This window comes from uncultured Ferrovibrio sp. (assembly GCF_937960835.1).
Lineage (GTDB): Bacteria > Pseudomonadota > Alphaproteobacteria > Ferrovibrionales > Ferrovibrionaceae > Ferrovibrio.
Genome location: NZ_CALGPC010000003.1, coordinates 133,713 through 157,864, shown reverse-complemented (window position 1 = coordinate 157,864; position 24,152 = coordinate 133,713). Strand labels below are relative to the sequence as shown.

At 64.5% G+C, this 24,152-nt stretch carries 20 protein-coding genes and 1 tRNA gene; 4 read left to right on the top strand and 17 right to left on the bottom strand.

Features of this window, described 5'->3' with window-relative positions; all coding sequences use genetic code 11:
• Window positions 1-15 precede the first annotated feature (15 nt).
• Entirely contained in the window at window positions 16-1,158 is a 1,143-nt protein-coding gene (locus Q0603_RS03075) for a DUF4340 domain-containing protein (RefSeq protein WP_298721871.1), read from the top strand.
• A 39-nt stretch (window positions 1,159-1,197) separates the two neighbouring features.
• Window positions 1,198-3,057 carry a molecular chaperone HtpG gene (htpG, locus tag Q0603_RS03070; protein ID WP_298721869.1) on the top strand — a complete coding sequence of 620 codons (1,860 nt, stop codon included), beginning with the start codon at window positions 1,198-1,200 and terminating at the stop codon, window positions 3,055-3,057.
• A gap of 10 nt (window positions 3,058-3,067) precedes the next feature.
• On the opposite strand, the gene Q0603_RS03065 is transcribed toward htpG, so the two are convergent.
• From Q0603_RS03065 to Q0603_RS02995, 15 genes are all read right to left on the bottom strand, one after another.
• Window positions 3,068-3,868 (bottom strand): NUDIX hydrolase, encoded by an 801-nt coding sequence (locus tag Q0603_RS03065; protein ID WP_298721867.1) that lies wholly within the window; start codon window positions 3,866-3,868, stop codon window positions 3,068-3,070.
• Window positions 3,869-3,966: 98 nt separating this feature from the next.
• Window positions 3,967-4,677: a DUF1223 domain-containing protein gene (locus Q0603_RS03060; protein WP_298721864.1), complete on the bottom strand. Its 711-nt coding sequence runs from the start codon at window positions 4,675-4,677 to the stop codon at window positions 3,967-3,969.
• A 73-nt stretch (window positions 4,678-4,750) separates the two neighbouring features.
• Entirely contained in the window at window positions 4,751-8,236 is a 3,486-nt protein-coding gene (addA, locus tag Q0603_RS03055) for a double-strand break repair helicase AddA (RefSeq protein WP_298721861.1), read from the bottom strand.
• Window positions 8,236-11,202 carry a double-strand break repair protein AddB gene (addB, locus tag Q0603_RS03050; protein ID WP_298721858.1) on the bottom strand — a complete coding sequence of 989 codons (2,967 nt, stop codon included), beginning with the start codon at window positions 11,200-11,202 and terminating at the stop codon, window positions 8,236-8,238. Before addB ends, addA begins: the two co-directional genes overlap by 1 nt.
• Window positions 11,186-11,914, bottom strand: a complete 729-nt coding sequence (locus Q0603_RS03045; protein WP_298721855.1) for a nucleotidyltransferase family protein — start codon at window positions 11,912-11,914, stop codon at window positions 11,186-11,188. Before Q0603_RS03045 ends, addB begins: the two co-directional genes overlap by 17 nt.
• Complete coding sequence (locus Q0603_RS03040) at window positions 11,911-12,939, bottom strand: phosphotransferase (protein ID WP_298721852.1); 1,029 nt, start codon at window positions 12,937-12,939, stop codon at window positions 11,911-11,913. Before Q0603_RS03040 ends, Q0603_RS03045 begins: the two co-directional genes overlap by 4 nt.
• A complete protein-coding gene (gene tsaE, locus Q0603_RS03035; protein WP_298721849.1) occupies window positions 12,932-13,411 on the bottom strand; it encodes a tRNA (adenosine(37)-N6)-threonylcarbamoyltransferase complex ATPase subunit type 1 TsaE in 480 nt (159 codons plus the stop codon). The genes Q0603_RS03040 and tsaE overlap by 8 nt, the downstream gene beginning before the upstream one ends.
• A 9-nt stretch (window positions 13,412-13,420) precedes the next feature.
• Window positions 13,421-15,511, bottom strand: a complete 2,091-nt coding sequence (locus Q0603_RS03030; protein ID WP_298721846.1) for a PAS-domain containing protein — start codon at window positions 15,509-15,511, stop codon at window positions 13,421-13,423.
• A 132-nt stretch (window positions 15,512-15,643) separates the two neighbouring features.
• Complete coding sequence (gene ahcY / locus Q0603_RS03025) at window positions 15,644-17,038, bottom strand: adenosylhomocysteinase (RefSeq protein ID WP_298721843.1); 1,395 nt, start codon at window positions 17,036-17,038, stop codon at window positions 15,644-15,646.
• 111 nt (window positions 17,039-17,149) lie between these two features.
• Window positions 17,150-17,449 carry an HPr family phosphocarrier protein gene (locus Q0603_RS03020; protein ID WP_298721840.1) on the bottom strand — a complete coding sequence of 100 codons (300 nt, stop codon included), beginning with the start codon at window positions 17,447-17,449 and terminating at the stop codon, window positions 17,150-17,152.
• On the bottom strand, window positions 17,449-17,856 hold the full coding sequence (locus Q0603_RS03015; RefSeq protein ID WP_298721837.1) for a PTS sugar transporter subunit IIA: 408 nt from the start codon (window positions 17,854-17,856) through the stop codon (window positions 17,449-17,451). The genes Q0603_RS03020 and Q0603_RS03015 overlap by 1 nt, the downstream gene beginning before the upstream one ends.
• Before the next feature lie 54 nt (window positions 17,857-17,910).
• Window positions 17,911-18,834, bottom strand: a complete 924-nt coding sequence (gene rapZ, locus Q0603_RS03010) for an RNase adapter RapZ (protein ID WP_298721835.1) — start codon at window positions 18,832-18,834, stop codon at window positions 17,911-17,913.
• Window positions 18,834-19,325: an HPr kinase/phosphatase C-terminal domain-containing protein gene (locus tag Q0603_RS03005; RefSeq protein ID WP_298721833.1), complete on the bottom strand. Its 492-nt coding sequence runs from the start codon at window positions 19,323-19,325 to the stop codon at window positions 18,834-18,836. The genes rapZ and Q0603_RS03005 overlap by 1 nt, the downstream gene beginning before the upstream one ends.
• 71 nt (window positions 19,326-19,396) lie before the next feature.
• On the bottom strand, window positions 19,397-20,965 hold the full coding sequence (locus Q0603_RS03000) for a stimulus-sensing domain-containing protein (RefSeq protein WP_298721830.1): 1,569 nt from the start codon (window positions 20,963-20,965) through the stop codon (window positions 19,397-19,399).
• A 26-nt stretch (window positions 20,966-20,991) separates the two neighbouring features.
• The gene (locus Q0603_RS02995; RefSeq protein WP_298721827.1) at window positions 20,992-21,699 is read right to left on the bottom strand and encodes a response regulator transcription factor; all 708 of its coding nucleotides are present in this window, start codon (window positions 21,697-21,699) and stop codon (window positions 20,992-20,994) included.
• A 116-nt stretch (window positions 21,700-21,815) separates the two neighbouring features.
• Here Q0603_RS02995 and Q0603_RS02990 point away from each other — a divergent pair, with 116 nt between their 5' ends.
• A complete protein-coding gene (locus tag Q0603_RS02990; protein WP_298721823.1) occupies window positions 21,816-22,211 on the top strand; it encodes a DUF2306 domain-containing protein in 396 nt (131 codons plus the stop codon).
• 70 nt (window positions 22,212-22,281) lie between these two features.
• Here the strand turns inward: Q0603_RS02990 and Q0603_RS02985 are convergent, their stop codons facing one another.
• Together Q0603_RS02985 and Q0603_RS02980 are read right to left on the bottom strand one after the other, a co-directional pair.
• Complete coding sequence (locus Q0603_RS02985; protein ID WP_298721821.1) at window positions 22,282-23,094, bottom strand: ABC transporter permease; 813 nt, start codon at window positions 23,092-23,094, stop codon at window positions 22,282-22,284.
• Window positions 23,091-23,861 carry an ABC transporter ATP-binding protein gene (locus Q0603_RS02980; protein ID WP_298721818.1) on the bottom strand — a complete coding sequence of 257 codons (771 nt, stop codon included), beginning with the start codon at window positions 23,859-23,861 and terminating at the stop codon, window positions 23,091-23,093. Before Q0603_RS02980 ends, Q0603_RS02985 begins: the two co-directional genes overlap by 4 nt.
• Before the next feature lie 124 nt (window positions 23,862-23,985).
• On the opposite strand from Q0603_RS02980, the gene Q0603_RS02975 reads away from it, so the two are divergent.
• Window positions 23,986-24,061, top strand: a tRNA-Phe gene (locus tag Q0603_RS02975).
• Window positions 24,062-24,152 lie beyond the last annotated feature (91 nt).

The following is a 24,152-nucleotide window of genomic DNA, read 5'->3' as shown; positions in this document are numbered from 1 at the left end:
GAAAGGAGGATCGACATGCGCAATAAAGGCTGGGCCGTTTTGCTGGCATCGGCGGTCGTCCTGGGTGGCCTTGGCTGGTGGGTTGCCGCTTCGCGCGACAGCGCCACGCAGGCAGATTTCACGCCGAAGCCGCTGTTCCCCGGATTGACGGCGAAGGTCAACGACATCGCGTCGCTGGAGATCGCGACCTCCAAGGCGCTGTTCCGCATCGAGCGCAACGGCGATCAGTGGACGATGTCGAGCCGCGGCGATTATCCGGTGCGGGCTGAACTGGTGCGCAAGAACGCCATCGGCATTGCCGGCCTGGAGACGGTCGAGCCGCGCACCGACAAGCCGGAGCATTACGATCGCCTGCAGGTCTCCGAGCCGGATCAGTACAAGCCGTTCGATGAGGCGGCGAAGAGCGATCCCGGCCCCATCCTGGTGCGGCTGGTGGATGGCGAGGCCAAGCCGATGGCGGCGGTGATCGTCGGCAAGATCAAGTCCTACCCCGTCGGCGGCAAGCCGGGACAGTATCATGTGCGCAAGCCGGGCGAGGCGCGCGCCTGGCTGGCGCAGGGCATTCTCGAACTGCCCGCCGATCCGGTGCAGTGGCTGGTGAAGGACGTGGTCAAGGTCGACCGCGCCCGCGTCGCCGAGGCGGTGGTGACCTATCCTGATGGCGAAGTGCTGAAACTGGTCCGTGCGCCGAAGAAGGATGCGGAAAGCAGCAGTGTCGATTTCACGCCGGCAGAAATGCCGAAGGGCATGAAGATCGCGTCCCAGTATGACGTGAATGCCGTGCCGGGCCTGCTGGCCTGGCTGACCTTCGACGACGTCGCCAAGGCGGAAGGCAAGGATTTCTCCAAGGCCACGGTGGTGGAGATCACCACGCTGGACGGCGTCCGCGTCGTCGTGCGCGCCATTCCGGACGAGCAGAATGACAAGAAGGCCTGGGCCCGCTTCGAGGTGGCCTTCGACCCGGCACTGGTGAAGAAGGATGTCGAGCAGAAGGATCTGCTGGCACCGGAAGAGGCCGAGAAGCAGGCCAAGGAAGCGCAGGCGCGGGTGGATGGCTGGGCCTATCTGCTGCCGGAATCGACCGTCCGCGACATGAATCGCCGGCTTAAGGATCTGATCGAGCCGGAGAAGAAGGACGACGAAAAGAAGGAGGGCTGATCCCCTCCGTTTTGAGTACCACCGTGGAGGTCTGACGCCATGACCGATCAGACGATGCAATTCCAGGCCGAGGTGACGCGGCTGCTGCATATCGTCACGCATGCGCTCTACAGCCAGAAGGAAATCTTCCTTCGCGAGTTGATCTCGAACGCCTCCGATGCCTGCGACAAGCTGCGCTTCGCCGCCCAGACGGATGACAGCCTGTGGGGCGGCGATACCGATCTGAAGGTCACGCTGCAGGCCGACAAATCAGCCAAGACGCTGACGCTGTCCGATAACGGCATCGGCATGAACCGCGACGAGCTGATCAGCAATCTCGGCACCATCGCGCGCTCGGGCACGGGCGAGTTCCTGGCGGGCCTGAGCGGCGACAATGCCAAGGACATGGCGCTGATCGGCCAGTTCGGCGTCGGCTTCTATTCTGCCTTCATGGTGGCCGGCAAGGTCGAGGTGATCTCCCGCAAGGCCGGCGAGGATCAGGCCTGGCACTGGGTCTCGGACGGCTCCGGGCAGTTCACCGTCGGCGAAGCCGAGCGCTCCGGCCGCGGCACCACGATCATCCTGCATCTGCGCGAAGGCGAGGAAGAGTTCCTGGAGCCCGAGCGGCTGCGCCGCATTGTCAAGACCTATTCCGACCACATCGCCTTGCCGGTGGTGCTGCAGGACGGCGACAACAGCGAGACGCTGAATGCCGCCAGCGCGCTCTGGGCCCGTGCCAAGAGCGAGATCACCGAGCAGCAGTACAAGGATTTCTACCATCATGTGGCGCATGCCTTCGATGATCCTTGGCTGACGTTGCATGCCAAGGCAGAAGGCAAGCTGGATTACGCGCTGCTGCTGTTCATCCCCGGCACGCGGCCACACGACTTGTTCGATCCGGCGCGCAGGCCGCAACTGAAGCTTTATGCGCGGCGGGTCTTCATCACCGACCGCTGCGACGACTTGGTTCCGGCCTGGCTGCGCTTCCTGCGCGGCGTGGTGGATTCAGCCGATCTGCCGCTCAATGTCAGCCGCGAAATGCTGCAGAACAATCCGGTGGTGGCGCGCATCCGCCAGGCCATCACCCGGCGTGTCCTGTCCGAGCTGGAGAAGAAGGCCTCGAACGACGCCGAGGCTTACGCGAAATTCTGGGAAACCTTCGGCGCCGTGCTGAAGGAAGGCCTTTATGAGGATCGTGAGCATCGCGATCAGCTTCTCAAGCTGGCGCGCTTCCGCTCGTCGACCCGCGACGGCTGGGTGTCGCTCGACGACTACATCGCCGCCATGAAGGAGGGGCAGAACGCCATCTATGTCATAAACGGCGACCAGATCGAACAGCTCAAGCGCAGCCCGCAGCTGGAAGGCTTCCGCGCCAAGGGCGTTGAGGTGCTGCTGCTGACCGATCCGGTGGACGATTTCTGGCTCTCGGTGGTGCCCGACTATGCCGGCAAGCCGATCAAGTCGGCGACGCGGGCAGGCGACGATCTGGATGCCGTGAAGAGCGAGGCCAGCGACAAGCCGCAGGAAGACAAAATCGAGGGCGCGGCTCTGGGCACGCTGATCGCTGCTTTGAAGCAGATCCTCGGCGATGCCGTGAAGGATGTGCGCGAATCCAAGCGTCTGACCGACAGTGCCGTCTGCCTCAGCGCCGCCGAAGGCGACATGGACATGCATCTGGAGCGCCTGCTGCGGCTGCATCAGAAGCTCGATCGTGTCAGCGCACGCATCCTGGAGATCAATCCGTCGCATCCGCTGATCAAGGCGCTGGCTGCGCGGGCCACGCAGCCGGGTGCGACCGACGCGCTGACGGACGCTGCGCAATTGCTGCTCGATCAGGCTCGGCTGGTGGAAGGCGAGCCGCTGGCCGATCCGCAGGGCTTTGCGGCGCGGCTCGCGCGCGTGATGGAAAAGGCGCTGTAAAAAGACGCTTCTACATGCCAACCCGGCTGAGCGGTACGCCGGTCACGCCATAGCCGGCTTCCGCCGGGATGCGCAGATGCGGCTCTCCCGGCGCATTCCTGTCCAGCACCGGCATGACATCGACGATCGGCTCCTGCTCGGCCATGGCCAAAGCCGCACCGACGTTGCTGGCGCGGGCCAGCTTCACGAGCTGCATGCGGGTCGCAAACACGATGGTGCGCCGCTGAGCCTCCCAATCATCGAGCGCTGCCTGCGGGCCGAGCCAGGCGGAATCGACGGATTCACCGCCGTCATGGGCGCCAATCTGTCCTTCCGGCGCGGCAGCCAGGAAGAACCAGGTATCGAAGCGTTTCGGCATCGTCTCCGGCGTGATCCAGTGGGCGAAGGGCACGAGGGTATCGAGCGCAAAGTCGATGCCCTCTGCTTCCGCCATGTCGCGCAAGGTTTTCTCGCCGCGATTGAGCGGATCGCGCCAATGGCCAAGCGCGCTGGCCTGCTCGGCCGACAGCAGGCGCGACTGGCCTTTCTGACGGGCCAGCAGCAGGCCGGATTCCTCGAAGGCCTCGCGGATGGCGGCGAAGGCGAAGGGCGTCAGATGTGGCGCGAATTTGCCCGGCCGGGCATGGCGGCCCATCAGCACCGGATCGCTGTCGCCCTCGGCCAGCTTGCCGCCGGGAAAGACCATCGCGCCGGAAGCGAAATCGATGGCGTGGTGGCGCTTCACCATGAAGACTTCAAGGCCGGTGGCGCCATCGCGCACCAGAAGAACCGTGCTGGACGGCCGTAGGGCAGCCGGTTTGGTTTCGCTCATTCCGCGGTCCCCAATGACTCGATTTCAATGCTTCGATTTTGGGAAAGCTTCGGCTTCGTCCAGTGAGGTGTCAACCGGTGCCGCTGCGGCAGGCGCGGCTAATTGGCGCCTTGGATATCCACGGCGCCAAGAATTGGCCCATTGTGCGACTGCAACATGACGACGACGCCTTCGGTGCTCCAGTCGATCTCGCCGAGATCGGGCAGCCGGTAGGTCGCCGCCTGGCCCTTCCATTCGCCGAAGGTGTTCCAGGCCCGTGCCACATTCAGATAGGTGATGGTCTTGCCGTGATTTTCGCCGCGTTCGATGGTGACGTCATGGCGGCGGTCGTAGCGGCAGAGCAGCACCTTCGCCTCGCCTTGCCAGCCTGCAACATCGGGGACCAGAATCTGCCAGGCACCTTTGCTAAATTCCGCCTGCAAGGTCACGCGCTCCGATTTGCGCGCCTTGTTCAGCGCCTGTGCGACAGCATTCTGGTCGGAACCGACCGCCTGAAAGCGGCCGTCGACCACGACCTGCGGCGTGTAGATCTGACGCTTGCCCATGCTTTGCGCATATTCGTGCTGGCGCTTGCTGTGGCCTTTCTTGCCGAAAGTGTCCTTCCAGCCGAGATAGTCCCAGTAATCGACATGCAGCGAGAGCGGCAGCACATCAGGCTGTTTGGCCCAGTCGAACATCAGCGCATCGGCGGGCGGACAGGAGTTGCAGCCCTGGCTGGTGAACAGCTCCAGCACCATGATGGAGCGGCCGGCCTGCGCTGCGGCGTTCTGCACCATGGCGATGCTGCCGAGGCCGGTCGCAAACGCCATCGCCAGTATCCAGGAAGTGATCCGTTTTGCAGACATGGTGCTCAAGCTAGGGAAACGGCCCGCCTCCGACCAGTCACGTTGCGGTGAAAGCGCCCAGCGCCCGATCAAGGAGGCTTGATGATAGCGGCATCAGGCGCGGCGCATAAGTCCATAACAGCGCCGCGTGTACCGGACGGCCGGGAAATATCTGCTGCAGCAGGCCGCGATAGAGGGCCATCTGTTCCAGATAGGCCGGATCGATCTCCTCGGCGCGGCTCGGCGGCGGGCGGTTCGTCTTGTAATCCACAACAAGGATGGCATCGTCGTTCACAATTAAGCGATCAACCTGTCCGACGACCAGGCGCTCTCCCAGCCGTCCGGCCAATGGGGCTTCCACTTGTGCACCCGGCTGGAACACGGCGGCGAAGCTTGGCTCCTGCAGCACAGTCAGCACCTCGCGGGCGATCTCCGCTTGCTGGGCGCCACTCAAGCCATGGGCCGGCAGCGCCAGGAAGCGGGTCGCTGCTTTCTTACGCTCGTCTGGCGGCAGCTCGGGCAGGGTTTGCAGCAGGCGGTGGATCAGACGTCCACGCGCCAGGCCAGCGATGCGGTCCGGCGCCGTGGGACTGAGCGGCGGCGGATCGGAGCGGCTGGGCCGCGACGGACTAAGCGGCCGCGGCGGCGAGGGCTCGGGCGGCGCTGGGGCGCGGCACCAGGCGGGCAGAGGCGGCGAGGGCTTCTGTTCGGATTCCGGGGCAGTTTTGCCGCGCTGATCGCCAAAGGTTTCATAGCGCCGGCCGTCCTCGCCCCAGGGCAGCGGCACGGTCTGGATGGGCGACAGGCGATTGAGGCCCGCTTCGATCAGCGTATACCAGCTTTGCGGTGGCGGGCCTTTCTCGGCGGTCTTGGCATTGAGATAACCGCAGACATAAAGCCGGTCGCGGGCGCGGGTCAGCGCCACATAGAGCAGGCGACGATATTCCGCCATCTGTTCTTCCTGCCGCGCCAAACGCACTGAGGCAGTCAACGGCGTGTCGTTTTCTTTGCGCAGCGGCCAATAAAGTCGCGGCACGGTCTGCGCCGGCCCCGCAGTGGGATGGCGCGGCGGCTCAGATGCTTCGCCCCATAGCAAGCCTTCGCCGTTGCGTTCCTGCGGCAGATCGCAGCAATCCGGCAGGATGACGATAGGTGCTTCCAGTCCCTTGGCGCCATGGACGGTCAGCACGCGCACCTCGTCGCGGCTTTGTTCCAGGTCTCGCTTGATCTCGCCGGCATGGCGCGGGAACCAGGCCAGGAAGCCTTGCAGGCTTGGCGTTGCTTCCCGCTCGTAATTCAGCGTGGCGGCAAGGAATTCGTCGATTGGCTCGTTGGCCTGCGCGCCTAGCCGTGCCACCAGCCGCCGCCGTCCACCGCCCGCGCCCAGCAGTTCGGCATAGAAGGCAAAAGGCGGCATGAGATCGGCCCGCGCCATGATCTCCCGCAGCTCGTGCACCGCTGCACGCCAATGCGGTTTGTCATCCGCACGGCGCTGCAATTCGTGCCACAGGCGGCGCTCCTGACGTTTCCAGCACAGCGTAAAAAGATCGTCCTCACTGAAATTGAACAAGGGGCCTTTCAGCACCGTGGCCAAAGTCAGATCGTCTTCCGGCAGCAGGCAGAAGGATCCCAGCGCCAGCAGATCGAGCACGGCGATCTGCTCGGCAAGCTTCATCCGGTCGGCGCCGGCAACAGGCACGCCGGCTTTCTTGAGCGCCTGCACCATCGCCTCGAAGAAGACGTTGCGCCGCCGCACCAGGATCATCACGTCGCCCGGCCTGACCTTGCGGCCCGCGCTGGGCAGATCCTCATGCAGCGTCCACTGCTTGATCTGAGCGGCAATGCATTCGGCCAGGCGTACGCGCGGATCGCGCTTGCCGACATAATCGAGCGGCGCTTCCCAAGGCTCGCTCTGCGCTGCCGGATCGGGCTTAAACGGCGGCCAGATTTCGACGCGCCCGGCTTCTTCGCGGCGCCTGGCACGATGACGCAGTTCGGCACCGTCCTCCGTCAGACCCTTGCGTGCTGCTTCGTCCTCGAAAACGGCATCGACCATCTGCAGGATTGCCGGTGCCGAGCGGAACGACATTTCCAGCGGCACGGCATGCAGCCGCTCGCCCACTGCTTCGGCACGGCGGGCAAAATCCTTGCGCATGTCGAGGAAGGCCTGCGGGCGGGCGCCCTGGAAGCTGTAGATCGATTGCTTCACGTCGCCGACGGCGAAGATTGTGCGCCTGACGTCGCGCGCGCCGAAGCCAGTGAAGAAATCCTCCGCCAGCGCGGCGACCACCGACCATTGATCCGGGCTGGTATCCTGCGCTTCGTCGACCAGGATATGGTCGATGCCCTGATCCAGCTTGAACATCACCCAGGGCACGCGGCTGGGCTCGACCAGGAGTTCGCGGCTGCGCAGGATCAGGTCATCGTAGTCGAGCAGGCCGCGCCTGGCCTTCAATTCGGCATAGGCGTGCAGCATATGCTCGGCCAGTCGCAGCAGCATCGCCGTTGCTTCGGCAACCGTCAGGGCGTTCAGGATCAGCTTCAGTGCCAGCAGCCGCTGCTGCTCGGCCTGCAGGATGGCGCCGCAATCGGAAGCGATCTTCTCGGCCATCTTGCTGGCGAGCTTGTCCAGTGCCTTATTGGGATCGCTCTTGGTGAAGAAGGCCGGCAGCCATTCCGCCTCGAAGCGCTCCGGCAGACAGCCGGCGGCAAGCCACTGGTCCAGTTTTTTACCCAGCTTGCTGTCATTGGCGCCGCCTTGCAGCAGCGCAGCCACCGCGCGCCGCAAGTCGCCAATGGCCATGCCATCGACATGGCGGCGGATTTCGCCCTCGCGGGTCGCATCCGGCGGCAGGCCGAGCTGTGCATAAAGCCGGCCAATCGCGGCTTCTGCACCCCCGGAATCCTCCAGCAGCACGGCAAGGTCGCGGCGCTTGCCAAGCAGCGTGGCGAACAGCCGCTCGAAGCGCGCATCGTCCAGACGCTCGGCGAAGAAGCGGATGACCGGTGCAAGCGTTGCATCGCCGGAGAGGCCCTGCTCCAGCACCCGGCTGCGGGCTTCGGCGAACAGATCGGCGGTGATCGCCTCATCGGCAATGGCAAAGCCGGGCGGCACGCCGGCCTCGACAGGGAAACGCTGCAGCAGCGCCTCGCAGAAGGCATGCACGGTTTGCAGCCGCAGGCCGCCGGGTGCCTCCAGCGTGCGGGCAAACAGCCGCCGGGCTGTAAGCATGTCGTCGTTTGTCACGGGGCGGCCGAGCAATTCGAACAGGGATGCCTTCAGCGCGTCATCGGGCAGCGTCGTCCAGGCGCCGAGCCGGTCGGTGAGGCGGATCGCCATTTCGGCGGCTGCCGCCTTGGTGAAGGTGAGACATAGAATGCCGCTTGGCCGGGTACCGGCGAGCAGCAGCCGGGTGACGCGGTCCACCAGCACGCGCGTCTTGCCCGAGCCCGCATTGGCCGCCACCCAGGCCGACAGCGTGGGATCAGCGGCAACGCGCTGGTTTGCCTGATGCAGTGAAAGTTCGGTATCGGGCGACATCATCACTCTTCCCCGATGCCTTCGGCGCGCTCGATGGCGCGGGCGAGATGATCGTAATCGCCGGGATAGTCGACGAATTGCGGCCGCGGCCGCGACAGATAGGGCGTGCTCTCGTCATCGAAGCGCGCCACCCAGCCCTGCAATCGCTGCAAGGCGAGTTTCGCCAATTCATCGGGCGGCGGCACCGGCGAGCGGCTGGTGCCTTCGATATATCTCGCCTCGCCGGGCTCGACGCCGCCGCCAAGCCGGATATAGACAAGTTCAGCAATCGTGGCCGGTGTCAGTTCAGGAAAGCCGCCCGCCTGGGCGATGGCGGCTTCGAGTGCGAGCTGCGGCGCCAGACCGCTATGGACCTGTTTCACCGAAGGGGGGGTGCCGGTCTTGTAGTCAAGCACGGCCAGATCGCCGACGCCGTCACGACGGTCGATGCGGTCGGCTTTGGCTTTCAGGGTGAAGGCGCCGCCCGGTGTCGGGAAGACATAGTGGCCGTCCTTCTCCAGCAATACGGGGCGGAAGCCGGCAGTGCGCCGTTCGCGTTCATAGGCAAGGAACCAGCGCATGGCGCGCTCAAAACGCGGCCACCAGAGGGCGGCGATATTCGGCCGTTGCAGCCAGGCGCCGAAATGCTGCCTGCCCAGGGCCAGCAGTTCGGCATGGGCGGTCTCGTCATCGGGCAAAGTATCGCCGTGTCTGGCGAGAAAGATTTCCAGCACCTTGTGGATCACCTCGCCGCGCAGGCGGGCATCCGGCGGCGGACCGACGGGGTCGAGCTTGCGCAGATCCAGAATCCGCCTTGCATAAAGCGCGTAAGGATCGCGGATCCAGGTTTCGATGGCGGTGACGGGCAGTTCCCGGGGCCGCGCTTCCACCGGCGGCATAGGACGCGGCGGCTCGCTGGCGATGAATGCCTCCGGCTGGTCCAGTTGCGCTGCCCATTCGAGATAGTGTGGCGCGTGGCAGGCCTGCCAGCGTTCGTCATCCTTCAGCAGCGCGTCAAGACGCAGCAGCCAGCGCGCCGGCACGGTGGGCGTGCCGTCGACCTTCTCCGAGCGTGTGAGGATGACATCATCGTTGCAGGCTGCCTGCACGAAATCCTGTGCCGTTTGTCCCAGCCGGCGTTCCAGCGGTGCCAGCCCGAGGGCTGCGCGCATCGGGCGGCTCAGCCAGGGATCGTCATGCGTCTGAGGCGGCCAGGTGCCTTCGTTCAGGCCGCCGAGGATGACGCGGTCTGCATGCTGCAATCGGGCTTCCAGCAAGCCCCAGATAAACAGACGTGGATGGCGGCCATGGCGGGGCCGCACCACACGGCCTTCCAGCAGAGCGTCCAGCAGCCGCGGCCATTCGCGCCGCGTTACTGGACCGAACTCAGTCGCCTGAAGCAGTTCCACGACCAGATCATGCAGGGCCTCGCCGGCTTCCTGGCGCCAGAGTTCCGTCTGGCCGCCGCTCGATGCAGCATCCGGCGCTGTTAAAGCCTCGGCAGCCTTGATCTGGCCCTGCAGCATCTCCGCCAGTGTCTCTGTTTCTGACGACAGTGCTGGCTGCAACGCGGTGCGCAGCCGCGCGAAATTCGCCAGCAGCTCCTCGTGCTTGCCCAGTTCCACCGCGAGATCGTCCAGCGAAGCCAGAGGCAAGGTTTTGCGCAGGACGCGGCGTTCCATCTTGCGCACCCAGCGCAGCAATTCGCGGCGTTTCAGGCCCAGCGTGCAGAAGGGATGCTTCAGCAGCGCCAGCAAAGGCTCTGGCGCGAAATCCTCAGCCACGGCTTCCGCCAGCAGGCGCAGGAAGACCGCAGGCGGTGTCTGCGACAGCGGCTGGCCGGCGGAATCATCGACCGCGATCCCATAGCGGCTCAGTTCTGCGGCCACCCGGCGCGCCAGATTGCGGTCCGGCGTGATCAGCGCAGCCGTGCGGCCCGGGGTCTCCAGGGTTTCGCGCATGGCAAGCGCGATCGCGAGCGCTTCCTCATGCAGCCCCGGGGCTGTAATCCGCTTCAGGCCCTGGAAGCTTTGCGGTGGAATGCCATTTGGCAGGCTGCGCCAGCGATGTGTCTCCGATGGCGGCAGCAACGCGATCGACAGCAAGGTTGCGCGTGCGGCCGAAATGGCCGAAGGCGCCGCATCCGGCGACCAGTCTTCAACATCGGCGCGCGAAGCCCCCAGCGTGTTGAGCAGATGGGCCAGCGCAAATTGCGGATGCGTCGGCTCGGCCGTGGCTGCGGTCCAGGCGGCATCATCGAGCTGCCTGTCCAGTCCCGGCAGCACCACGGCGCCTTGCGGCAGACGAGCGATCAGCTTCAGCAGTCGCGCGGTGGCGGGAATAGTACCGGTAGAACCCGCGGCGATCACTGGTTCGGTGGGCGGCGCGGCTTGCCAATGATCGATCCAGCGCTGCATCGCCTGGCGGCGATGTTCGGCTGCATCGAGGCGGCCCTGTTCCTGCTTGATGCGAGGCCAATGCTCGCGGATGACGCGCAGGAATTCCAGGGTCGCCTGCCAATGGCTGGCCAGTTCGGCGGGCACGAGATCGGGCAGGCGATCCAGTCCGACTTCTTCCGTGGCGGCATTGTCGAGGAAATCGCCCAGCAGCCGCGCCAGCCGCAAGGCCGTGGCACTGTCGCCGCCGGCCAAGGGCGATGCCGCGATCAGCTTCGCCAGCAGCAGCATGCGATCGAGCGGCGCGAAAGGCTGCGCCTCCTCCGCAGTATCGATGCCGCGTAAGTCGAGTTCGTCTTCGTCGATATCGCCCAACGGGCGGATTTTCGGCAGCAGTAAAGCCTCGCCATCGCGGGCACGCAGGAAAGCCTCGGCCAGGCCGCGGCAGGCGCGCCGCGTCGGCAGCAGGACAGTCACACGCGATAGCGTCAGCGGATCGGTGCCGAAGCGGCGCAGAATTCCCGCCGCCAGCAAATCGAGGAAAGGCCGGCCGGGGGCGATGGTGTAAAGCTGCGGCCTAGTCGCGCTCGCCATTGAACATAGCTTCCGCCGCCGCCAGACCGGCCGGGCTGCCCACATCCACCCAGTCGCCCTGATGCGGCAGGCCATAAAGACGGCCGGCAGCAATCGCACGGTCGTAGAGGAGGTTCAGCGAAAAAGCTCCCGCGGGGCTGCCGGTGAAAAGCCGCGGCTGCAAAATCTGCACGCCAGTATAGACGAAGGCCGCCTGCGATGCTTCACCGCGGCGGCTGAGCTGGCCCGATGGCGCCAGATTGAAATCGCCGGCGCCATTATGACCAGTAGCCTTTTCGCGCGGTTGCAGCAGCAGCAGCGCATCCATCGCGTTCTGATCGAAAGCCATCGCCAATTGCCGCAGGCTGTTGCCGCCGCTTACGGCATCGCGCCAGATCAGATCGGCATTGACGGAAATGAAGGGCGCATCGCCCAGCAGCGGCAGTGCCTTGGCGATGCCGCCGCCGGTTTCCAGCAGAAGGTCGCTCTCATCCGAGATGACGATCTCGATATCCCTGCGGCTGGCGAGATGATCGCGGATCTGCTGGCCCAGCCAGTGGATGTTGACGACGGCGCGCTGCACGCCGGCCTCGACGAGACGATCCAGGCAGCGATCCAGCAAGGTTTGGCCCGCGACTTTGATCAGCGGCTTGGGAGTATGCTCGGTCAGCGGCCGCAGCCGGGTGCCAAGCCCGGCGGCAAGAACCATCGCCGTTGCGGGAATGGAAATCATGATGCCGCCGCCAGTTCGGGCAGGCCCGGCAGGGGCTGCAGGCGCAGCGGCTGCGGCACAGTGCGGTCGAACCAGGCACGCAGATCGGCCAGCGCCGGATGGGCGAGATCGCGTTCGACCAGACCCCACATGCGCGGCATGAAGGCCTGGTAATGCGGCTTGCCGTCGCGCTTCCACAGGCGGGTAAAGACGCCAAGGATGCGGATGTTGCGCTGCGCGCCAAGGATCGCATAGGCGCGCCGGAAGCTCTGATCGTCTTTCCCGCTGCCAGCAACGTAGCGCTGCAGCATCGCCTCGGCCAGTTCCGGCGGCACATCGCGCCGGGCATCTTCCAGCAGCGACACCAGATCGTAGGCTGGATGGCCGGCCACAGCATCCTGGAAGTCCAGCAGGCCGACCTTGGCGGTGCCGCTGCGTTCGGGCAGCCACAGCAGATTCTCAGCATGGAAATCGCGCAGCACCAGCACACGCGGCGGCAAAGCCACCTCCGGCGCCAGCGCATGCCAAAGGTCGCAAAATTCCGAGCGCAGCCCGGTATCCGTCTCCTGCCCGGTCAGGGCCGGCAGATACCAATCGAGAAAGAGTTCGGCTTCCTCCACCAGACGCTTTTCGTCATAAGCTGCAAGATCGTCAGCAGCGGGATGACGATGCAGGTCGAGCAGGAAGTCGATGGCGGCGGCATAAAGCTCGGTCTCGTTCGCACCCTGGCGGAGAAGACGCGCATAAAGGCCGTCGCCCAAATCCTCCAGCAGCAGAAAGCCGTTCTCGACATCCTCGGCCAGGATGCGCGGCGCACTGTAGCCAAAGCCCAGGAGCATGCGGGCGATGCGCAGGAAGGGGCGGACGTCTTCCTGCGGCGGCGCTGCGTCCATGAGGACGGCCGGCTCGCTGCCGCGCTGCAGGCGTTCGTATTTGCGAAACGACGCATCGCCGGCCAGCTTGGTGCGGGATGCAGAGCCCCAGCCGGCCGCTGCCAGGAAGCGATCGGACAATGCAGCGCGATCAACAGCGGCGCGATCAGACATCACTGGATACCTTGAAAGAAGATAAGCGTTGCGCCCAGGCATCGTCGCCGAGCAACTCTACCTGCCGCGCGGTCGGTGCGGATGCAGGGGCCAGGCGAACGCTCAGGGCATGGGCGGGCAATTGCGATCCAAGCCGCTCCGGCCATTCGATCAAGGTGATGCCGTCCTGCATCGCCTCATCCAGGCCAAGCTCATCCAATTCGCGTGGATCGGCGACGCGGTAAAGGTCGAAATGCCACACCGTTGCCTGCGGCGTGTCGTAGGTCAGCACCAGGTTGAAGCTGGGACTGGGGACTTCCGTGCCGGGATGCGACAGGCTACGGATCAGCGCGCGGGCGAAGCTGGTCTTGCCGGCGCCCAGCGGTCCATCCAGCAGAACGGCATCTCCGGGCCGCAGCAAAGGCGCCAGCGCGCCGGCCAAGGCGGCGGTCGCCGCTTCGTCGGGCAGCGTGAGGCTTCGAATCACCGGCATGCCGTGACTCTAAGGATGGACGGGTGCAGCCGCAACGCTACGCGGCAAGAGGATTTCCACCGCCTGCTGGCCGTCCCTGGCGGTATCCAGATGCAGCCGGGCGCCGTGCAGATCGAACAGGCCGCGGGCGACCACCAGCGAGAGATCGGCGTCGGCGCGGCGTTCGCCGGCTGGATCGGCCAGATCGGCGAAAAGCTGACGCGGTTCCACCGGCGACAGGCCGCCGCTATGGCATTCGATGCGCAAGCTGAGATTCTGAGTATCGACGCCGTTGATGCTGAGGCTGACGCGGCCGCCCTGCGGCGTGCCGTCCAGCGCCGCGACCATGACGCTGTCGAGCGCCTGGCGCAGGCGCTGCTCATCGCCGGTGACGGCCTCAAACGGGGTTTCTTTCGGCAAATCCAGAATGATGGCGCGGCGATCTGCCACTTCCTGCCAATGCGCCGCCTGCTCGCGCCACAGCTTTTCGACCGGCACTTCTTCGGGCTCCAGCGCCATCTGGCCAACCTCGATAGTGGCGATGGCGATGATGTCGTCCAATAGGCGCAGCAGGTGGCGCGACACGACCATGATGTCGCGACAATACTCCTCCTGCCGCGCATTCATCGGACCCAGAATGCCCTGGCTCAGCACCTCGGTCATGCTGATCAGCGTGCCGAGCGGAGAGCGCAGGTCGTGGGTGATATTATTGATGAAGGCCGCATTCATGCGGTCGGTACGCTCCAGCGCCTCGTTGCGCTCGCGCAAGGCCCGCTCGATGCGGATGCTGTCGCTGACATCGAGATAGGTATAGAGCACGGCCCCGTCGGGCAGCGGCACTGAAGCGTAATCGATCACCAGGCCATCGCCGCGCTCCAGCCGGCCGCGCGTGGGCTTGCGCGCGGCAAAGCTGTTGGTCAGGCGCTCGCGCAGCTGCGCCCAGTCCGGGCCGCGCTGCATCAGCGGCCGTGCCGCTTCCAGCACCTCGGTCAGATGCGGCTGGCGATTGAGGAGATCCGGGTCGATCTGCCAAAGCTGGGCGAAGGCGCGGTTATACAGCGACAGTCGGCCATCGGAGCCATACACGACCACCGCCTCGTAGAGATTGTCCAATGTCGCACGCTGCACCGCGATCATGGTGTTGGTGGCGCGCTCCAAGGTGAGCTGGCGGGTGACGTCGTCATAGGCGAAAAGCAGGCCGCCGGTCGGATAGGCGCTGATGATGAGTCGAAGCGTCGAGCCATCGGGAAGGTGGAGCAATTCCTCCTGCCGCTCGATCACAGTGGTGAACAGCGCCAGCTGGCCGCGCTTATAGGCCTGCCAGTCGATCTGCTCTGGCAGCCGGCGGTCGGCGCGCAACTGCTCCAGCACCTCGCCGAAGCTGGGGCGCGTTTCCAGCCAGGCCTCGTCCAGGCCCCAAAGCCGCGCATAGGCGCGGTTCCACAGCAGCAGCTTGCGATCAGGGCCATAGATGGCGGTGGCGGTCGAGATGGTGCGCAGCACCTCCATATGGGCATCCATATGGCGGCGCAGCTGGCCGCGGGCATCAGCTTCGGCGGTGATGTCCTGGCCGAAGCCCAGCGTGCCGTCGCCCGCCGGCAGTTCGAAGATGCGGTAATTGCGGCGGTCGCCTTCAGCGACGAAGCGGCGTTCCTGGGTCTGCAGGGTTTTAGTGTTCAGCGCATCCAGTGCCAGGTTGCGCGGCTGGTCGAAATCATGCGGCGAGGCCAGTTCCAGGCCGCGCCGGATCACGTCCTCGGGCGTCGTCTCGGCAAGCTGGGCGTAGCGGGCATTGACCCAGCGCAGCCGGGCCTGCATGTCGCGGCGCCAGATTGGGAAGGGGGCGGCATCCAGGATCGCCCTGGCGTCCAGCTCAGCCTGGCGGAGCGCCTGCGCCTCGGCGCTGCGGTTTTCGCTCTCGCTGGTCAGGGCCGCGAGTTTTTCGCGCAGAGCGATTGTTTCGGTGCGAATGGCATAGCGCTCCGCCTCGAACAGATCGCGCTCGGCGGCGGTCTCGCGCAGGCGGCGGGACAGGCGCTGGGCGCGCAAGGCCTGCCAGCCCGCCAAGCCTGCCGCGGCCACGGCCGCCAGCCCCAGGCCTAATTCGGCCGCGCTCAACATCTCGTCACCACTACCCCCAACATGGGGGTCACTATCGACAGCCGGGGCAGGGAATACAAGGCTTCAAAATGGTAATGGCCAGACCGGATTTCTCCGGCCCGGCCATCGCTTGCGCTCCCCAAGGGGAGCGGATCAGTAGCGGTAATGGTCCGGCTTGAACGGCCCGGCCTGATCGACGCCCAGATACTTGGCCTGCTGCGGCGTCAGCTTGGTCAGCTTGGCACCGACCTTGGCGAGATGCAGGCTGGCCACCTTCTCGTCGAGGTGCTTCGGCAGGGTATAGACCTGATTCTTGTACTTGCCCGGATTGGTCCACAGCTCAATCTGCGCCAGCACCTGGTTGGTGAAGGAGGCGCTCATCACGAAGCTCGGATGGCCGGTGGCATTGCCCAGGTTAACCAGGCGGCCTTCCGACAGGACGATGATGCGCTTGCCGTCGGGGAACTCGACTTCGTCGACCTGCGGCTTGACGTTGTGCCACTTGTAGTTCCGCAGCGCGCCAATCTGGATCTCGCTGTCGAAATGGCCGATGTTGCAGACGATGGCGCGATGCTTCATCTGGCGCATGTGGTCCAGGGTGATGACATCGATGTTGCCGGTCGCGGTGACGAAGATGTCGCCCTTGGGGGCGGCCTCTTCCATGGTGACCACCTCGTAGCCTTCCATGGCGGCCTGCAGCGCGCAGATCGGGTCGATCTCGGTGACCATCACCCGGCAGCCGGCATTGCGCAAAGAGGCAGCCGAGCCCTTGCCGACATCGCCGAAACCGGCGACGACGGCGACCTTGCCGGCCATCATCACGTCGGTGCCGCGGCGGATGCCGTCCACCAGGCTTTCGCGGCAGCCATAGAGATTGTCGAATTTCGACTTTGTGACAGAGTCGTTGACGTTGATGGCGGGGAAGAGCAGGCGGCCTTCCTTGGCCATCATATAGAGGCGATGCACGCCGGTGGTGGTCTCTTCGGTCACGCCGCGGATGGCAGCGCCCATGCGGGAATACCAGCCGGGCTGCTCCTTAAGCCGCTTGGCGATCGCGGCATAGAGGACGGTCTCCTCCTCATTGGTCGGCTTGGAGATGACAGACGGATCCTTCTCGGCCTGGATGCCCAGATGGATCAGCAGCGTGGCGTCGCCGCCGTCATCGAGGATCATGTTCGGCGTGCCGCCGTCCGACCATTCAAAGATGCGGTGGGTGTATTCCCAGTATTCCTCCAGGGTCTCGCCCTTCACGGCGAAGACGGGGATGCCGGCAGCGGCAATCGCGGCGGCGGCGTGGTCCTGGGTGGAGTAGATGTTGCACGAAGCCCAGCGGATATCCGCGCCGAGCGCCTTCAGCGTCTCGATCAGCACCGCGGTCTGAATCGTCATGTGCAGCGAGCCGGCGATGCGGGCGCCCTTGAGCGGCTGGCTCTTGCCGAATTCCTCGCGCACGGCCATCAGACCCGGCATCTCGGTCTCGGCCATATCGAGTTCCTTACGGCCCCAATCGGCCAGGCCGATATCCTTTACCTTGTAATCCGCACTCATCGTCCGTCCGCTCCAGTTCAGGGTCGAAAACCCGGCGGGATATAGCAGGGGGCGGACAGGTCTGTCCAGCACTATATAAAGAAATCTTTATATAGGAATATTAAGTCCGGACTATTCCGCCTCGCCGAACTTGCCTTCGATCAGCTCGATCAGGGCCTTGAGGGCGGCCTCGGCCTCCTGGCCGCTGGCGATGATCTCGATGCTGCTGCCCTGGGTACCGGCCAGCATCATCAGCCCCATGATGGACTCTCCGTTCACCGTCTGGCCGTCCTTCTGGACCTGGATTTTGGCCTGCGGGAACCTGGCCACCACTTGGACGAATTTCGCCGCCGCGCGGGCATGCAGACCGCGCTGGTTGACGATGGTGACGCTACACCGCAGCGCGCCGCCCTTGTTGAGGGACGCATCCATCAATCGGATTCCCCCGCCAGCAGCTTGGAGGCGACATTGATGTATTTGCGGCCTGCCTCCTGGCCGGCCGCGACGGCTGCCGGCAGCTCGGATTTCGTGCGCACGCTGGCCAGCTTGATCAGCATCGGCAGGTTGACGCCGGCGATCACCTCGACCTTGGCCTGATCCATGATGGAGATGGCGAGATTCGACGGCGTGCCGCCGAACATATCGGTCAAAACGATCACGCCCTTGCCGGCATCGACCTCGGCAACAGCGGCCAGAATGTCCTGCCGGCGCTGCTCCATATCATCTTCGGGTCCGATGCAGACCGCCTTCAGATTCTTCTGCGGTCCGACCACATGTTCGGTCGCATGGATGAATTCTTCGGCGAGGCGACCGTGGGTGACGACGACAATACCGATCATGGGGCCGATCCTGGGACGATATCTGTCATGGGGTTAGGCGTTTCTCGATGCGCTTCAAGGGTTCGCCTGGTCGCGATCGCGGTGGCGAATATCGACATGCTGTCCCGCCGCACGCAAGTGTTTGCCCAGCGCTTCCGCTACGGCGACCGAGCGATGCCGGCCGCCGGTGCAGCCGATGGCAATGGTCAGGTAGCGTTTGCCTTCGGCGGCGTAGCGCGGCAGCAATGCGGTGATCATCTCGGACAGTCGGGTAAAGAAGTCGGCATAACCCGGATCGGCGGCGACATAGGCTGCCACAGCCGGATCCTCGCCGGTGCGAGGCCGCAATTCGTCGTTATAATGAGGATTGCGCAGGAAGCGCACATCGAACACCAGATCCGCCTCGCGAGGCAGGCCGAGTTTATAGGAGAAGGATATCACCATGATACTAAGGTCAGGCTGGTCGTCCAGCGCAAATTGCGCGGCCAGGACCTGCCTTAGGTCGGGAAGCGACAGCGCGGTGGTATCCAGCACGAGATCGGCCTCGGTCTTCAGCGTGGACATCAGCCGGCGTTCGGCCGCAATGCCGTCGGCAACCGGGCGGTCGGCGGCCAGCGGATGGCGCCGCCGTGTTGCTGTAAACCGTTTCAGCAGAACGTCATCGTCGCAGTCGAAATACACCAGGCTGGTTTCGAGATCGGCGCGGCGCCGCAACTCGTTGACCAGCGCAGACAGCGCTTCGCACTGGAAATCGCGGGTGCGGGTATCGACGCCGACGGCAATCGCACGCCGCGAAGTATCTCCTCCAGAATGCGCTACCGGGCCGGTCTCCTCCGGCGCGGTCAGACGACGCAGCAAAGACAATGGAAGATTGTCCACAGCCTCATAGCCCATATCCTCGAGCAGTTTCAGCGTGGTCGTCTTGCCGGCGCCGGAAAGGCCGCTGACGATCACGACCCGAACCGGCGCTATCTGCTGCATCTGGATGATTTCCGCCATCAGGCCCCGCGCGACAATGGTTGCCTCATGTCATGCACTTCCGCCGGCTCAAACAGGCGGCCCGCGATGGCAAGGCGCAAGGCCCAGCGCACGACGACGGGCGCGCTGGTGCTGAACGCATCGAGAGCAAGACAGGGCAGGGTGACGCCAAGCAGTGTCTCAAAACGCGGTTCCGGCAGGCGCGGCACTTCAGGGCGCGGCAGCAGATCGAAAATCACGCGCAGCCGTGCAGTCTCTGCCGGCATTAAATTCATGGTGCGGATATCGACCGGGCCAAGGCCGCGGATTTCAAGAAGACCATAGAGGCGTTCCGGCGCGGTCGCCTGGAGGATGGCGCCATCGCGGCGCAAGCGCGTCTGGTCATCGGCAACCAATTGCGCGCCGTCCTCGATCAAGCGCAAGGCAAGATCGGATTTACCGGCACCGGACGGGCCGCGCAGCAGCACCGCTTCGCCGGCCAATGCCACGCAGCTGGCATGGAGAGTTAGCATGGCCGCGCAGCCTGCCGTTGACCTCATGGAGAGTCAATACATGCCCCTGTGAAATCACATGCCGATGATGGTTAAAGCGGCAGCCGTACCACAAAACGTGCACCGCTTACGCCGTCATCTCGGTTTTCGGCATGTATTCGCCCGCCAAGCGATTGCACGATCTGCCGGGCAATGGACAGGCCCAGGCCGGAATGCAGCCCGAACGCCTCGTCGGCGGGACGTTCGCTGTAGAAGCGGTCGAAAATGGATTCCAGATTTTCCTCCGGGATGCCCGGCCCCTCGTCGGTGACGGTGAAAACCACATGCTTCGGCTCGCGCCGCACCGTGACGGTGATGGTTCCGCCGGGCGGGCTGAAGGAGATCGCATTGTCGATCAGGTTGCGCGCCACCTGGCCCAAGCGGCTTTCGAAACCCGGCGCCATATAGGGGCCGGGCTCGATCAGCTTGAGCTCGATCTTCGGCATCCGCTCGGTTTGCCCGCGCACGACATAAGTTTCCACCACCGAGCGCAGCATCTCGGCGATGTCGATCGGCGCTGCCTCGGAGCGGGCCAGTTCGGTATCAAGCCGCGATGCAGCCGAGATGTCGGAGATCAGGCGATCCATGCGCCGCACGTCGTCCTGCATCACCTTCAGCAGCCTTTCACGCAGTTCCGGCTTGTCGGTGCGCGCAAAGGTTTCCATGGCGCTGCGCAGCGAGGTCAGCGGGTTCTTCACCTCATGCGCCACATCGGCGGCAAAGCGCTCGATGGAGTCGAGCCGCTGGGTCAAGGCGCCGGTCATCGCCCGCAAGACGGCGGACAGATCGCCGATCTCGTCGTCGCGGTTGGAAAAATCGGGAATATGCAGATGGGCAATCCGGCCTTTCGCCGCCCGGATGCGTTCGGCGGCCTCGGCCAGACGATGGATCGGCCGCACGATGGCGCCGGCGAGATACAATGAGGCAAGCACCGTGAAGCCCAGCACGGCGGCGAAGACCTTCAGCACCGCCAGGCGCTCCTCACGCACCCTGGTATCGATCTCGGTGCTGTCGACGCTGAGCATCAGAGCGCCAACCACCTTGCGCAGGCCCTGTACTGGGACTGCGGTGGACAGCATGATGCGGCCGCCGCCAAGGTCGCGAAGCTGGCTTTCGCTGTCGCCCGAGAGCGCCTTGCGGGTCTCGGTATAGTCGTTGGCATGGGTGAAGGGCAGCTCGACATATTTCGGCAGGTCGAGCCGGGTCATGAATTGCGCATTGATGCTTTCATAGACTTCAACGAGTGCCCGCTCCCACGGCGTGTCGATCTCCGGTGGCGGCAATTGCCGGGTGACGACGCCGCGGCCTGCGGCAAGCAGAAGACGGCTATCGGCGATCAGCGCGCCTTCGGCATCGAATAGCCGCGCCCGTGCGCTGGATTGCGCCGAAAGACGGCGCAGCAACTGGCGCGCCATCTCGCGATCGAGGGCGGGCGCGAATTCCTCGGTGCTGATCGCAGATTCACCCAGTGCGCCGGCAATAAGGTTTGCTTCGTAGCGCAGCGAGGTGAGGCGGGACTCGATCAGGCCCAGCCGGAACTGGTCGAGATAGAGGAACGCCAGAACCAGCGATATCGGTGCCGCCAGATTGATCAGTAATATGCGACGAGTCAGCGGCGACATCAGCCGCCGCTGCGGGCGGGTTTCCTTCAGGACGCAAGCTCCTTGAAGCGATAGCCGACGCCATACAGGGTTTCGATCGCGTCGAAGTTGTCGTCCACGGCCTTGAACTTCTTGCGCAACCGCTTGATGTGGCTGTCGATGGTGCGGTCGTCGACATAGACGTTGTCATCATAGGCCGCGTCCATCAATTGGTCGCGGTTCTTCACATGGCCGGGCCGCTGCGCCAGCGCCTCCAGCAGCAGGAATTCGGTGACCGTCAGCGTCACGTCATGGCCGTTCCACGTGCAGCGATGCCGCGCCGGGTCCAGCACCAGGGGGCCGCGCACGATCAGCTTGTCGGTTGCCGTTTCCTCCGCGCCGGGCTTGTTCGCCTCGGCACGCCGCAGCACCGCCTTGATCCGCTCGATCAGCAGGCGCTGACTGAACGGCTTGGTGATGTAGTCGTCGGCCCCCATCTTCAAGCCCAGAACCTCATCGATCTCCTCGTCCTTGGAGGTGAGGAAGATGACCGGCACCTGGCTGACGCGGCGCAGCCGGCTCAAGGTTTCCATGCCGTCCAATCGTGGCATCTTGATGTCGAGGATGACGAGGTCCGGCATCTGCTGGGTGAGATGGCGCAGCGCCTCGGCGCCGTCGTTGTAGGTGCGGACCTTGTAGCCTTCTGCCTCAAGCGCGATGGAGACGGAGGTGAGGATGTTGCGGTCGTCATCGACCAGGGCGATGGTGGCGGTCACGGCAAGATCCTTGGATATGTGGGGCGTGGGATTTCCCCAGCGGCGACTGTGATAGAAGTCACATGAATATAGCTATGGCATAGCCGATTTTCAGGGGGTGGGGCTAGTTTTCCGCCATGAACTTCACCCCGATCCTGACCGCCAGCCCTGCCATCCAGATCCATCTGGCCTCTACTCTGGCGGCCCTTGTATTGGGATGCGTCATGCTGATCCGGCGCAAGGGCACGGGCTGGCATAAGCGGCTCGGCTGGGCCTGGGTGGTACTGATGGCGATTGCGGCGATCAGTTCATTCTGGATCACGGGGCTGCGGCCGGGCGGGTTCAGCCCGATCCATATCCTGTCGGTCGTCGCCTTGGTGACGTTGCCCTGGGCGATCTACCAGGTCCGGCGCCGGAATATCCAAAGCCATCGCTGGAGCATGATCTCGCTCTTCTTTGGTGGTCTGGTCATCGCCGGGATCTTTACGCTGCTGCCGAACCGGCTGCTGGGCGGAATGATCTTTGGACCCTGATGTAGAGCGGCTGCAACCGCAGTACCAGAATACCGCAGCACCAGAATACCGCAGCGCGGTGACGCGGCGCTTATTCGCCTTGGCCCAGCAACAGCCCGCGCTGGCGCGACGCCTCGAACCATCCCATGAAGGCGGCAAAGCCCAGCGCCAGATAAAGTGCGTTCAGTGCAAAGGCGCCCAGCAGCAGGTCGGTGCGCAACACGCCGTCGATCAGCAGCGCCCGCATGCCCTCGAAGACATAGGCCGGCGGCAGCGACCAGGCGATCACCTGCAGCCAATCCGGCAGTACCGCGACGGGATAGTAGACGGCCGCCACCGGCAGGATCAGGAACATCGCGCCCCAGGCGGCGCTTTCGGCACCCAAGCCATGCCGCATGATCAGGCCGCAGACGGCGATACCGAGCGCCCAGCCGAACATCATCAAGCTGGCAAAGAAGGCGGCCAGGGCAAAGCCCATCTCATACAGCGAGAAGCCGAAGAACCACCAGGCCATCAGGCTGACCGGGATCATCCCGACCAAAGCGCGCAGCACGCCCATCAGCAGCACTGAAAGAGCGAATTCGCTGGGACGCAGCGGCGAAACGAAGAGATTGCCAAGGTTGCGCGCCCACATTTCCTCCAGAAACGAGATGGCGACGCCGAGTTGCACGCGGAACAGCGAATCCCACAGCATCATGCCGGCCAGGAAGACGCCAAAGGCCTGCGCCACGAAGGAGGTCTTGCCGGCCAGGAACTGCGTCAGGAAACCCCACATGATCATCTGTACGGCCGGCCAGTAGATCAGCTCGACCACGCGTGTCCACGAGCCGGACAGGACATACCAATGCCGGCGCAGCATCGCGAGGATGCGATAGGGATTGATACCGAGAAGCTCGCCGTTCATGCGGTGGCCTGTTCCGCTGCCTTGCCGCGGCCGCGCGCGATGTCGAGAAAAACCTCTTCCAGATTCTGCCGGCCATAGCGGGCGACCAGCTCGCCGGGCGCGCCGCGATCGACGATGCGGCCCTGCTTCATCATCAGCACCTGCTGACACAGCCGCTCCACCTCGGCCATGTTGTGCGAGGCCAGCATGATCGTCGCCTTGTGCTCGCGTTGATAGGTTTCCAGCAGGCTGCGCACCCAATCGGCAGTATCGGGATCGAGCGATGCCGTCGGCTCGTCCAGCAGCAGCAGTTCCGGCTTGTTGATCAGCGCCTTTGCCAGCGCCACCCGCGTCTTCTGTCCAGCCGACAGGGCACCCGAGGGGCGGTCGAGCAACGCGGTGAAATCGAGATCGCGCGCCAGCTCGGCAATTCGATCCTTCGGGTGCGGCACGGCATAGAGGTCGGCGAAGACGCGCAGGTTCTGCGCCACTGTCAGCCGATGCGGCAGATCGACATAGGGGCTGGAGAAATTCATGCGCGGCAGGACGCGGTGGCGATCGCGCAGCATGTCGATGCCCAGCACGGTGATGCTGCCGGCCGTAGGCTTGAGCAGCCCAAGCAGCATCGCCAGGGTCGTGGTCTTGCCGGCACCATTTCCGCCCAGCAGGGCCGTCACCCCGCCGGCCGGCACCGTGAAATCGATGCCATCGACCGCCACCACGGGGGCGGCTGCCGACCCATAGGTCTTGGTCAGACCGGCAACGGCGATGACGGGGGCGGCAGACATAACGGTGGAACGAAGCGATTGGCGAAGCTGAAAAAATTGTGCAGCCGTTGATATGGACAGGCAGGGGGATTTTGTCTATAACCGCGCGCCGTTGCGGCCCATTCCGGCTCGCAGTTGCCCGTGGGCCCAGGTAGCTCAGATGGTAGAGCAGGGGACTGAAAATCCCCGTGTCGGCGGTTCGATTCCGTCCCTGGGCACCATTCCTGATCGCACTCCTGATCTTTCAAAGAGTTAGATGCGGAAAATGTCCGCCGGTCTGCGGTGCGGGCAAAGCGGGACATTTTTGTTCGG